This is a genomic window from [Bacillus] selenitireducens MLS10, assembly GCF_000093085.1.
Classification (GTDB): Bacteria; Bacillota; Bacilli; order Bacillales; family Salisediminibacteriaceae; genus Salisediminibacterium; species Salisediminibacterium selenitireducens.
In genome coordinates this window covers 640,110-653,243 of the sequence record NC_014219.1, presented here as the reverse complement: position 1 = coordinate 653,243, position 13,134 = coordinate 640,110, and the positions used below count along the sequence as shown (strand labels likewise).

General features: G+C 49.7%; 9 protein-coding genes and 1 riboswitch. Of the genes, 7 read left to right on the top strand and 2 right to left on the bottom strand.

The genetic code is table 11. The features are described 5' to 3' along the window. Window positions 1-227 precede the first annotated feature (227 nt). A riboswitch (cyclic di-GMP riboswitch) is annotated at window positions 228-307 on the bottom strand. 145 nt (window positions 308-452) lie between these two features. Then, complete coding sequence (locus BSEL_RS03215; RefSeq protein WP_013171570.1) at window positions 453-3,476, top strand: ATP-binding protein; 3,024 nt, start codon at window positions 453-455, stop codon at window positions 3,474-3,476. Between the two features lie 65 nt (window positions 3,477-3,541). Here the strand turns inward: BSEL_RS03215 and BSEL_RS03210 are convergent, their stop codons facing one another. Further along, complete coding sequence (locus tag BSEL_RS03210; protein WP_013171569.1) at window positions 3,542-4,672, bottom strand: response regulator; 1,131 nt, start codon at window positions 4,670-4,672, stop codon at window positions 3,542-3,544. 349 nt (window positions 4,673-5,021) lie between these two features. Between BSEL_RS03210 and BSEL_RS03205 the strand changes: the two genes are divergently transcribed. The 5 genes from BSEL_RS03205 to BSEL_RS03185 all read left to right on the top strand — a co-directional run bounded on the left by BSEL_RS03205 (window position 5,022) and on the right by BSEL_RS03185 (window position 11,600). Next, on the top strand, window positions 5,022-6,920 hold the full coding sequence (locus BSEL_RS03205; RefSeq protein ID WP_013171568.1) for a sigma-54-dependent Fis family transcriptional regulator: 1,899 nt from the start codon (window positions 5,022-5,024) through the stop codon (window positions 6,918-6,920). Between the two features lie 249 nt (window positions 6,921-7,169). After that, window positions 7,170-8,171 (top strand): thiamine pyrophosphate-dependent dehydrogenase E1 component subunit alpha, encoded by a 1,002-nt coding sequence (locus BSEL_RS03200; RefSeq protein WP_013171567.1) that lies wholly within the window; start codon window positions 7,170-7,172, stop codon window positions 8,169-8,171. 14 nt (window positions 8,172-8,185) lie between these two features. Further along, on the top strand, window positions 8,186-9,220 hold the full coding sequence (locus tag BSEL_RS03195; RefSeq protein ID WP_013171566.1) for an alpha-ketoacid dehydrogenase subunit beta: 1,035 nt from the start codon (window positions 8,186-8,188) through the stop codon (window positions 9,218-9,220). Between the two features lie 35 nt (window positions 9,221-9,255). Continuing rightward, on the top strand, window positions 9,256-10,521 hold the full coding sequence (locus BSEL_RS03190; protein WP_013171565.1) for a dihydrolipoamide acetyltransferase family protein: 1,266 nt from the start codon (window positions 9,256-9,258) through the stop codon (window positions 10,519-10,521). Between the two features lie 29 nt (window positions 10,522-10,550). Then, window positions 10,551-11,600 carry a 2,3-butanediol dehydrogenase gene (locus BSEL_RS03185; RefSeq protein ID WP_013171564.1) on the top strand — a complete coding sequence of 350 codons (1,050 nt, stop codon included), beginning with the start codon at window positions 10,551-10,553 and terminating at the stop codon, window positions 11,598-11,600. Between the two features lie 131 nt (window positions 11,601-11,731). Here BSEL_RS03185 and tnpB read toward each other — a convergent pair whose 3' ends face one another. Continuing rightward, complete coding sequence (gene tnpB / locus BSEL_RS03180; RefSeq protein WP_013171563.1) at window positions 11,732-12,850, bottom strand: IS200/IS605 family element RNA-guided endonuclease TnpB; 1,119 nt, start codon at window positions 12,848-12,850, stop codon at window positions 11,732-11,734. A gap of 69 nt (window positions 12,851-12,919) precedes the next feature. Between tnpB and BSEL_RS18150 the strand changes: the two genes are divergently transcribed. After that, on the top strand, window positions 12,920-13,054 hold the full coding sequence (locus tag BSEL_RS18150; protein ID WP_013171562.1) for a hypothetical protein: 135 nt from the start codon (window positions 12,920-12,922) through the stop codon (window positions 13,052-13,054). The last annotated feature ends 80 nt before the right edge of the window (window positions 13,055-13,134 follow it).

Genomic DNA, 13,134 nt, shown 5'->3' with positions numbered 1-13,134 from the left:
CTTTACATAGCCGGTAACGATTCAAAGACTTTGTCCTTCATCTGTTTGAAAAGTCTCCGGGCATTTTGATGTTTTTTTAATGTTTTATGCATCTCACCCCCCAGGTTTGTTTTTTAGTTATGAATTTATCCTCATTACGGCATCAAATAAATATCGCGTAATGAAGAGGAAATATCTCCTTGGTATTAAAACCGGCTTTTTATAAAACAAAGAGGCCAAAGCAATACTGCTCGGCCGGTTGCACTACTCACTCCGAAATGACCAAGTGCCCACATACAGTCATCTCATCAACGTTTCCATTCGGGCAATGCACATGAAGACCGCATGTGGATGAACAACCCTTCATAATCCAAATATACCCAAAATAAAAACCCATACATGTTCAGTATACTTGCCCAATCTTTACAATTTCTTTACAAGACAAATCCGATCATTGTGAAAGGAAGACGTATATGAATAAGACGCAATCGTTCCGTAACATTAGTTTGGTGATGATCTTGTCGCTGGTACTGTTTACCGGTTTGCGCTTCGCCTGGTTGCACCAGTTCCAGGAGGAGCCATTCACGGAAGTCTCAGGCGGTTACCTCGACATGAGTGACGCTTCATTTGAAGACGGCCGCATTTACAGCCTCAGTGGCACATGGCTGTTCGATCCGAATGAGCGTGTGACTGAAAAATCTTATAGTGAAATGGGAGAAACCCAGTTCGTACCTGCCTCCTGGAATCAACATTTCCAGAATAATGAAAACAATTATTCTGGTGAAGGGACCTACCGTCTGCACTTAACGCTCCCGGATGATCTCGATGCAGCTATCGGACTGAGATTTTATGAAATCAACAGCGCAGCTGAGATCTATGCCAACGGGGAACAGATCCACAGCTTTAACAGCCTCGATCATGAGAGAGATGACCGTGGTATGGACTATGGGCCTGTCGATGTGACGTTTCATCCAGGGGAGGATCAAGAGCTGACGCTGCATGTCGTCGTCTCGAACCGGGCCCTCGCACAGCGGGGCGGACTTGACCGTGATATTCTCATCGGATCAGAGGAAACGATGGCGTCTGTTGCCTCAATCTCAAAAGGCCTCCAGCTCTCCGCAGGACTTATCCTTCTCTTGCATGCGGTGTACGCCATCGTTCTCTATCTTTTGCCAAAGCAGAAAAAGAACCCATTGCTTTTGTTATTCGGACTCATGCTGTTGATGTTCGCAACAGGTGTCTTTCTAGACGATGAAGCGTTGCTGATGTTCCCTGTATCCCTATCGGATTCTTTGAGGATGCTCCTGTCTTTATTTGTCTTGACGCTCTATGTGATGTTTCTGATCGTATCTGTAACGGTCAACCTTCCAAAACTGGTGATGAAAATCGCTTCCGTATTCTTCATCTCCTATGCATCGATCATTTTTTTCGTGCCTGCTGATTATTTTTCCGAGTTTACGAATGTTACGATGCTGATGTTTCCAGTCTTTTCTCTAACGATGATCACGCTCACCATCCGCTCGATTCTCCGGGGGAACCAATACGCATACTTTATCCTGGTCTTTCTTCTCGCCTATACATCGAATATGGTCTGGGGGAGTATGATCAAACTGAACATCCTCCAGTATCCGTTCTATCCCGCTGACTTCATTTTTTCGATGATGGCACTGATGGGTCTGGTCATCAAACAGCACACAGACATCACGCGGGAGAATCACCGCCAGGCCAACATCATCATTGAAAATGAAGCAAACAAAGATCAGTTCCTCGCCAATACAGCACATGAACTGAGAAACCCGCTGCTCGGGATCCTGACGATTACCGATACGATCTTGCAACAGCTCGATACGAAACCGAAAGAAGCCATCAGGAATGAGCTTCAGCTGAACCGCAAAATCGGGGATCAGATGAAATTCATTCTCGATGACCTGAGGGATTTTACACTGTTGAAAGAATCACGGATCCGTCTCTTACCTGAACCTGTCGATGCGAATGCCACAGTCAGGACCATTGCTGAGATACTCTCTTATCAGATAGCGGGCAAGAATGTACAGATCGAAGTTGATACTGAAAAGGACCTTCCAATGATCTATGCTGATCAGGAGCGGTTCTTTCAGGTGATTTATAACCTGTTGCATAATGCCGTCAAATTTACCGATCAAGGCAAAATCCGTGTTTCTGTTAAGCGCAATGGAAGGGCAGAGTTTGTTCAGATCATCATTGCGGATACCGGATCCGGGATCGCTTCTTCCGATATTGAACGCCTGATGACTCCTTATGAGCAGGGCAGTAATGCCACGATGAGCGGAATCGGAATCGGTTTGAATATCAGTAAAGAACTCACCTGTCTGCACGGTGGTCATTTTCAAATCCTTTCCGAAGAAGGACAGGGCACAGAAATACATCTCTCTTGGCCTGTTTCAACCACCACAGAGAAAACAGTCACGCCTCAGACTCCCAAAAGCCAACTGCATGCGAACAGTGCAGAAGCAAAGTCTTTGAAACAAACTGACGGTAATAAGTGCTCTCTCCTGCTTGTCGATGATGATCCTGTTAATCTGGACTTGATCGCAAACGCACTGAACGCCGATTATGCCGTTACTTTGGCCTCCGATGGGGAAACCGCTTTATCGTATTTGTCAGAGGCACGCTTCGACTTGGTCATCTCTGACGTGATGATGCCCGATATGTCAGGTTACACATTGACAGAAGAAATTCGCAAACGCTATGACCTCGTTACGCTTCCTGTTTTGCTTCTGACTCCGCGCTACCATGCCGCAGACATCATTTCCGGCTTTGAAGCAGGTGCCAATGATTATGTAAGCAAGCCGGTTGAACTGTCTGAGCTACAGGCACGGGTTCAAACATTAACGGAAATGAAACACTCTGCTCAAAAGCAGATCGAGACGGAGGCAGCACTCCTGCAGTCACAGATCAGACCGCACTTTTTATATAATACGTTAAACGCCATTGCCTCTCTTAGCCAGAAGAATCCGGACAGAATGGTTGAACTGCTTTATGAATTTGGTGATTATTTAAAGCACAGCTTTCGCCTCCCGACGACATCCGGCCTCGTGACCCTTGAAGAAGAAATGGCGCTGATCAAACCCTATCTGTTCATTGAACAAACCCGCTTTGAAGACCGGCTGACCCTATCTGTTGATATTGCTGATGAAACAACTATTCATGTCCCGAGACTTGCCATTCAGACCCTCATGGAAAATGCGATCAACCACGGGGCCCTCAAATCGTCAGCTGCTGGGGAAGTATCGCTCAGAGCCCACCGGAATGAAGAGGGCGCTTTAATCACAATCACTGATAACGGACCCGGTCAGGCAGATGAGCTCCGACAGCTGCTCTCTCATCAAACCAATGAACAAACGAAAGGCATCGGATTATTGAACGCACACACACGCATCAAGCATTTGAACGGAAAAGGCCTTGTTATTGACAACCGGTCCGGGGGAGGGATTATCATTACTGTTTTTCTCCCCTAAGACACAAAAAAGCATCGCTTCCAGGGCTGCACGTCATGGAAGCGATGCTTTCATCATCTGATCGTTTAAATATGCTGCAAAAAATCTGCATACCATTGTTTCACTGCGTCATCCGGATCGGTTCCGAGCTCCTCCCTTAACAAAGATTCAAGCTTTTCATACTGGGTATGCACGAGATCCGTCCGATGTTCAGATGCGTATAATTTCATGAGGCGTAAATGAATCCGTTCATCAAGCGGCCGTTTATGCAGGATCGCTTCGAGCCAGTACAGTGCCCTTTCAAAGCGCCCGCTGTCTTCATAATGCTTTGCAAGCTGAAGGCAGGTTTCCTGCCAGAAAAGCTGTTGCTTAAGACGTTCCTGTTCCGGCCAAAGCAAGCTGCTGTATGCGAGGTAATCCCCATGGTAGTCTGTCAGGGCCTGTTCAACTGTCTCTGTATCGCCCCGACGAAGCAGTGTCTCTGCTTTGGAGAGACGTTCTGTCCATTCATCGATATCAATAGAAGCATTGGTAACCTCCAGTTTATAACCTTCTTTGTTGCTGATCAGCTTCACAGCATCCTGACAGCAGTTCAATGCTTTTCTCGTATGATACACCACGGTATAGAGCTGAGCAAATGCCTTCTCAACATCCTTTCCAGACCAGATGGTCTCGACGATATCCGATTTGGAAACGGTCCTGTTTTTGAAATGCAGCAGATACAAAAACAGCTCTTTTGCCTTTGAGGTGCGCCACTCCAGTTCGTGTTCAGTCCCTTCTGCATCCTTTACACTAATGGTATTTTGAATCCTGATCTGAATGTCATTACCCTTCTTTTTAATGGCTTCTGGCACTTCTTTATTCAACCGTTTATACCGCTCAATCGTTTTTATCAGCCGCTCAAAGCGGATCGGTTTCACGAGGTAATCCATGGCTCCGGTGTCAAAGGCATCGAGAGCATGCTCACGGTGTGCTGTAACAAACACAATCTCGGGCTTTGGATTCAGCTCTGATAATGTATCAGCCATGGCGAGACCATTCATGCCGGGCATTTCAATATCCAAAAAGAGCAAGTCGACTGGGTGGTTCCTGATAAACTCCAGAGCCCCTTCGGCTGTTTGAAACCGCTCAATACGATCAATCTCAGGCACCCGCTCCAGCAACTGTTCGATGTAATCCAATCCGAGTTTTTCATCGTCAACCGCCACCGCATGCATGGAATTTCCTCCTCCTGAAAAATATGCATTATTCCCTTCGAATCATGATACATCAATTTATGATATTTGTACATTATGTTTGATCCATCCTTTTATCGCTCGTTTATTCTGATGATCCACCAATACTTCAACGGATCAGATTACAGATGCATGATCAGTTTGCCTCAATCATTCACCCATCCATGATGAGAAGAAACGACCTCATCGAGCGGAATCGATCATGTATTTGCCGAAAAATTCTGAACAAAATATCTTGAATATGCTATAATAATGCTGCATATACGAGACGATCAGCTCCTCTGTCAGTCGTGTTTACCGACTCTTTTCAATCATTCAGGGGGTGAAGCAGGTGTCGCAACAACCTATTACCAAACAGGTTTGGAAGCGCTTTCTCGAGGAAGGAACTGTGGATGAAACGCGGCTCAGAAAGCGCATCATTGAATCATGGACATTTTGCAGGTCTGCAGGGGTGGATCCCTATGACGGAAAAGGTTCAACACTGTTGACTTTCGAAGAACTGAAAGAGAAAAAAGAACATAATCAGATGCTTCTGGAAATCGCCCTGCCTTATTTACAGAAACTCAAGAAACTGTTCAAAGGATCAGGGTCCATTCTCCTGCTCATCGATCCCGACGGCTATGTCCTGAACGTGACCGGGGAACCTGAAACACGCCGATCGGCCAACGATATCAATTTTGTGGAAGGCATCCGCTGGACGGAAGAACAGGTCGGGACCAATGCCATCGGCACTGCTATCCGGACCTGTGAACCGATTACGGTATTTGGCCATGAACATTTCGCACGGGCTTCTCAAAATTGGGTCTGCTCCGCTGCCCCGATTAAAGATGACCATGGCCGTCTCCTCGGTGTCCTTGATATTTCGAGCCGAGTCGGCACTTGCGAACATGTCCACACCCTCGGTGCCGTTGCCGCCTCTGCCTATGCAATGGAACATGAATGGCAAAAGCGGCAGAAAGAAGATGAATTTGAACTGATATCCGCTGCTATAACCGGACAGAAAGCAACGGATCCTATCATACTCATGAACAGGGATGAAGAAATCGTGTTCATCGACAACGCCCTTGAATCACTGAAAGAATATCGGGACACCTGGATCAGCCTCAAAGAACTTGAAGATGCAACAGGCTGCCGGACTGAAATGAAACTTCCCGTCTTTTCCGCAAAAGGCGGAAGGATTATCGGGTATCAGGTATCCGTCCAGGACACGTACGCAAACCAGTCCGTTGTTATGCAAAAAAGGGCCCCGTTTCACTTCGAAGGCATCACGGGGACCAGCAGCGTGTTTCGAAACGTCCTTGATCAGGCTTCATGCCTGGCAAAAGCGGACGTCCCTGTTCATCTCTCAGGGGAAACAGGTACCGGAAAAGGCATGATGGCCAAAGCCCTTCACCGGAACAGCCCCCGTGCAAACGGACCGTTTATCGACATTAACTGTGGAGCAGTTCCCGACAGCCTGATCGCGAGCGAGCTGTTCGGTTACGCACCCGGTGCGTTTACCGGCGCTCTGAAAAGCGGGTATAAAGGCAAATTCCTTGAAGCTGACGGAGGGACGCTCTTTCTCGATGAGGTTGCCGAACTCTCCCCTGCCATGCAAGTATCGCTTTTAAAGGTCCTCGACGACCAGTCTTTTATGCCAGTCGGGAGCAATGTGCTCCACACGTGCAATGTCCGCATAATCACGGCAACCAACCGTGACCTGATGACGCTGGTCCATGAAGGGACATTTCGTGAAGATCTGTTTTACCGGCTTTATGCGTTTCCGCTTCGCCTGCCATCTCTCAGGGAACGAAGCGAGGATATTCCCGCATTTGTCCGTCAGTATCAGATACAACACGAATGGCCCGTCGTCTGGACCCGGCAACTCCTCGAAGAATGGCAACGCTTCACCTGGCCCGGCAATATCCGTCAGCTCATGCTCTCCCTCGACAGACTGAGGATCTATTGTCCTGACAGATTGCCCGACCCTGACACCATCCGCACCATTATCGGTTCCGCATCAGGAGAACGGACAGGGGATATGCCAAAGGACGTGCTACAAACCAGTGAATCCCGCCAGTCACTGGGAGAGGCACCTCTCAGCTATGCGGAACAACTTGAAAAACAAACACTGATGGACGCCTTGCAGGCTGCCGGCGGGGCCAGGGGACGCGCCCTTGAACGAAGCGGCTGGTCGAGGAGCACGTTTTACCGAAAATTGCGAAAGTACGGGCTTCATGAGACAAAATGACACAAAGTGAAACAAACAGATACGTGACGGTCTGTTTGTTTCTTTTTGTTTCGCACCACATCAGCCCGTAAATCGAACATCTCCTCAGTGAAAAGGGGGAACGCTCGATTTGTAAGCGCTTACTTATTGGCATGGATTTTGCAAGGTACATTGTAGACATCTTAACAGGAGGTGATGGACCGCCGTTTGTCCGTATGCAGATGATGGGTTGTATCAAGTGATCAACGAAGAAAAAAGGAGGCAGAACGAATGAAACTTTCAGAAAAGGAAGTCACCGGGATCACGACGGAAAAGGCACGGTGGATGTATCAGAAGATGCAGGAGATCCGCATGTTTGAAGACCGCGTCCATGAGCTGTTTGGCCAGGGAAAGCTGCCGGGATTTGTTCATTTGTATGCAGGGGAAGAAGCAGTTGCCGTCGGCGTATGTGCCCACTTTGATGACAAGGATACAATCACGAGTACCCACCGCGGACACGGACACTGCATTGCCAAAGGCTGCGAACTCGACGGCATGATGGCGGAGCTGTACGGCAAATCAACGGGGCTCTGCAACGGCAAAGGCGGGTCCATGCACATTGCTGACGTGGAAAAAGGCATGCTCGGAGCGAACGGCATCGTCGGAGGCGGTTTTCCGCTTGCCACAGGTGCTGCACTGACGGCAAAGCTGAAAAAGACAGGCGGGGTTTCCGCATGCTTCTTCGGAGACGGTGCCGGCAACCACGGTACGTTCCATGAGGGTATTAACCTCGCTGCCATCTGGGATCTTCCGGTTTTGTTTGTGGCTGAAAACAATGGCTACGCTGAAGCAACGCCATTTGAGTACGCATCTTCGTGTGAAAACATCGCTGACCGGGCGCAGGGCTATGGCATCCCGGGAGAGATCGTTGACGGTAAAGACGTCGTTGCGGTTTATGAAGCGGCACAGCGGGCCGTGGAACGGGCGAAAAGAGGAGAAGGTCCGACACTGATTGAATGCAAAACATACCGCAACTACGGCCACTTCGAAGGAGATGCACAGAAATACAAAACCGCCGAAGACAAGGAGCGTCATTTAAATGAGGACGATGCCATCCGGCGATTCAGAGCGTACATTCTCGAGAACAGCCTGATGACCGAAGACGAACTGAAAACGATCGATCAGGACGTTGAAGAAGCTGTCAACCGCTCTGTTACATTCGCTGAAGAGAGCCCGGATCCGACCATTGATGACCTGACTACTGACGTCTACGTCAAATACGAGTCTGAATAAGGAGGCCTATACTGATGACAAGAGAACTGACTTTTTCAGAAGCGATCCGCGAAGCCATGCAAATCGCCATGCGCAACGATGAGAACGTGATTTTGATGGGCGAAGATGTCGGAGGCGGAGCTGAAGTGGATCACCTGCAGGACAGCGAAGCCTGGGGAGGAGTCATGGGCGTCACAATGGGACTCGCCACTGAATTCGGCCGCGACAGGGTCCTCGATACCCCGATCGCCGAGGCAGGGTATATGGGGGCAGCCGTGACATGTGCAGCCACCGGCATGCGTCCTGTAGCCGAGCTGATGTTCAATGATTTTATCGGCAGCTGCCTCGATGAAGTGATGAACCAGGGAGCCAAACTCCGCTACATGTTTGGGGGGAAAGCGAAAGTGCCCCTCGTTGTCCGGACAATGCACGGCGCAGGTTTCAGAGCAGCCGCCCAGCATTCCCAGAGTCTGTACGGCATGTTCACCGCGATTCCAGGGATTAAAGTGGTGATTCCTTCCACGCCATATGACGCAAAAGGGCTTCTCCTTGCGGCAATCGAAGATGACGATCCGGTGATTTTCTTTGAAGACAAAACACTGTACAACGTTAAGGGCGAAGTTCCTGAAGGGTACTACACCGTCCCAATCGGTAAAGGCGAAATCAGACGCGAAGGAACCGACCTGACGATCGTTGCCATCGGCAAACAGGTCCAGACGGCCCTTGACGCCGCCATGATGCTCGGAAAAAAAGGCATCGAAGCGGAAGTGGTCGACCCGAAGAGCACCTCACCTCTCGATGAACAGATTATTCTCGATTCGGTGATGAAAACGAACCGTCTCGTCATCGTCGACGAAGCGAATCCTCGGTGCAATGTCGCGACTGACATCGCCGCTCTCGTCGCAGACAAAGGGTTCGACTACCTCGATGCACCGATCAAACGCGTGACCGCTCCACACTGCCCGGTGCCATTCTCTCCGGTCCTCGAGGATCTCTACCTCCCGTCCGCGGAGAAGATCATCGAGGCTGTCAATGACATGATCGCAGATGATACCACCATGACTGTCTGACGAAAGACAAGCTTGAAGGAAGGAGCGTTCAGGACATGGCCAAAGAACTCGTCATGCCAAAAATGGGCATGAGCATGGAAGAAGGAACCGTCGTACTCTGGCATAAACAGGAAGGGGACGCTGTTAAAAAAGGTGAACCCGTCGCTGCCATCAGCTCAGAAAAAATCGAGAATGATGTGGAGGCCCCTGAAGACGGGGTACTCCTGAACATTCGCGTACAGGCTGACGAGACCGTCAAGGTTGGTGACATTATCGGGGTCATCGGTGCGGCAGGCGAAGCCGTCCCTGAAGCCGAACTTGCTGAAGACACGGCTCAGGAAAGTGCCGCAGCTTCGCACTCTGCCTCTTCTGCATCTGAAAATGAAGCGGTCCGGGCTACTTCACCGGAACCGGCCACGGAGCGCCGCATCCGGGTCTCCCCCGCCGCCAAAAAGCTCGCGAAAGAAAAAGGGGTCGATATCGCCCTCGTATCAGGCTCCGGTCCGAAAGGACGGATCACGAGAGAAGACATCCTGAGAGCGGCTGAAGAAACCTTGACCCCTTCAGTCGCACCAACGGCGACCGAACCGGAAGAGGTGCCAACGGCTGAGAGACCGGGGACAAAAGACTACGCGGGGATCCGCAAAGTCATCGGTGAGCGGATGCATGAGAGCCTCAGTGGCACAGCTCAATTAACGATTATGCGCTACGCCGACGTGACCGGACTCATGGTCTTCAGACAGGATACCAACAGGGCCCTTGAATCCGTGTCAGCGGGTAAAAAATTCACGATCACCGATCTCATTGCCAAAGCCGTCGTTCTGGCATTGAAAAAGCATCCGTTTATGAACAGCACGCTGCAGGACGGTGTGATTTACGAGTACCGTCATATTCATCTTGGCATTGCCGCATCGATGGAACGGGGCCTCATGGTACCCGTCGTCCGGGACGCCGACCGCCTGAACCTCGCCGCACTGTCCGGACGCATCCGCGACCTCGGACACAAGGCGAAGGACAACCGGTTGACCCAGGATGAAATGAAAGGTTCCACCTTTACCATTACAAACCTGGGTGCGTCGGGGATCGGCTTCTTCACCCCGATCCTGAATCCGCCGGAGACAGGTATTCTCGGAGTTGGCGCAGGTGAATCGTTTGTCTCCATGATAAACGGAGAGGTCACGGAGGGGACACGGATCCCTCTCAGCCTGACATTCGATCACCGCATCGTCGACGGAGAACCGGCAAGCCAATTTCTGATGACCGTCACAGAACTTCTTGAAAAGCCCCATGCCCTCTTCAGCCTTGAGGACTGGCCTCAGTGAAACAGAAAAAAACAGGAGGAGATGTTTTCATGAAAGCAGCTGTCTGGTACAAAGCGAAAGATTTACGGGTAGAAGACGTTCCTGAGCCGGGAATCAAAGGGGATCACGACGTGAAGGTCAAAGTCAGCTGTTGCGGAATTTGCGGAAGCGACCTCCATGAATACGCCGCAGGACCGATCTTTATCCCTAAAGACACCCCTCATCCGATCAGTGGCGAAAAAGCGCCGATCATCATGGGGCACGAATTTTCAGGTGAAGTCGTTGAGGTTGGCCCGAATGTCACCCGCGTGAAACCCGGTGACATGGTTGCCATCGAACCGATTCTTGCCCCTTCTGAGAACGGACGCTATACCGATGCCAAGTACAATCTGTCGCCGCTTCTCGGCTTTCACGGACTGTCCGGGGGCGGAGGCGGATTCTCCGAGTTCACGGTCCTCGGCGAGCATATGGTGCATAAAATCCCTGACGGCCTGTCCGCCGAACAGGGGGCTCTCGTGGAACCTGCCGCTGTTGCTTTGCATGCGATCCGTCAAAGCAGTCTGAAAGCAGGGGACACCGCTTGCGTATTCGGCACAGGACCGATCGGCCTGATGGTCATCGATGCTTTAAAGGCAGCCGGTGCATCCACCATTTACGCCGTTGAAGTCTCAGAAGCCAGGATTAAAAAGGCCGGCGATCTCGGTGCAGTCGTCATCAATCCGAAAACAGAAGATGCCGTCGCCAAAATTCACGAATTATCCGGCGGCGGGGTTGACGTGGCCTTCGAAGTGACCGGCATACCTGCCGTACTGAATCAGTGTCTCCACAGCACACACACGGGCGGCGAAGCCGTCATCGTGAGCATTTGGGAGCAGGAGGCGTCGTTTCAGCCGAACGACCTCGTCATCGCCGAACGGACGATGAAGGGCATCATCGCCTACCGGCATATTTATCCGCAGGTGATGGAGCTGATGAAACAGGGGTATTTCTCCGGAGACAAGATGATCACCTCGAGGATCGGCCTCGACGACGTTGTTGACAAAGGCTTTGACCTCCTTCTGAGTGACAAGAGCCAGGTCAAGATCATCGTGACACCTTGACACTCCCCACGACTAAAGTCGGGGGATTCTTGGGAACAGAGCGTACTTGTTAAAGCGTGGCATACACGCAAAACAGCGGTTTCTCTTATTAACCAAGCGAACCCCGTCTGACCGACGGTTTTTGTTTCCGTTTATGAAAGGACACGTAACCCTTCTTGTAAGATGTTTCGACTGGCGTTGATGTCACGATCATGGTGCGTACCACAAGAGGGGCACGTCCATGATCGAACACGCAAATCCTTTTTGCCGTCATGATGACCACAGGATGAACAAAGCTGACTGGATGGGAACCATCGGTCAATTTTGATGATCGTGCGATCATGCCACTCCGCCTTGTACATCAACATATCCTTAAAAGCCGACCAAGATACGTCTGAAATGGCTTTTGACAGCTTCTTATTTTTCAACATTCCTTTGGCGTTTAAATCTTCGATACAAACGACATCGTGGTTTTTGATGATCGTTGTACTGAGTTTTTGAAGGAAATCCGTTCGTTGATTGGCGATCTTCTCATGGATTTTGGCAACTTTGACCTTTTGCTTTTGATAGTTTTTGGCTTCACGCAACGGTTTTCCGTCTTTCTTCGCCTGTTCATAGCGTCTTGACAGCTTGCGTTGCTCACGCTTTAGCTTCTGTTCCATCTTTCGTGTAAAGCGTTCGTTGTCGATCTTTTGCCCGTCTGAAAGGATGGCGAAATGGTCAATGCCAAGATCAATGCCTACGGCTGATCCTGTTGCATCGAATGGTTTAATCTCCGTTTCAGCAAGAACGGATATAAAATGCTTACCCATTGGCGTTCGTCGGATCGTGGCAGACAGAATACGTCCCTCAACATGACGGCTTTTTGCGAATTTGACGTAGCCCAGTTTCGGAAGGAAAAGGCGATTGCCTTCGATTCGCATTTTGCCGACGGTTTTAAAAGACTGAACATCGTTCTTCTTTGACTTAAATCGAGGGTATTTGTTTTGTTTCTTAAAGAAACGGTTGAATCCGTCAGCTAAGTGTTTTAACCCTTGTTGCAAGGCAGTGCTGTCCACTTCTTTTAACCATTCGTAATCTCGTTTTAATTGCGGGAGTTCCGCAGAACAGGCATTGTAGGACATTCCTTTGCCTGTCTCTTTATACCTGTCGTTCCACTTCGCAAGAAAGTGGTTATAGACAAAACGAGTCGAACCGATGGTTTTCGCAATCAAGATTTCCTGTTCTCGATTGGGATAGATGCGAAAGCGATAGGCTTTATGATTTGTCATTGCGTTCACCTCCTTTTTTATGGTATATTTAGTATACTCTAAATATATCTTTAAAGGAGGTTGATGTCAATGTCTAGGGTGCAAAAGCACTTGAATTTCCCAAAAGAATTGTACGAAGCGATAGAGGAATATCGAAAGGAGAATATGATTCCAACGTTTGCCAGTGCCGTCTACGAATTGGTGAGAAAAGGCTTGAAAGCCTAAGACCGTTCGCTGTCATCCCCCGAATAAATTCGGGGGTTTTCTCGCTCACAACTTATAATCATGCCTGAAAAAAAGCGCGA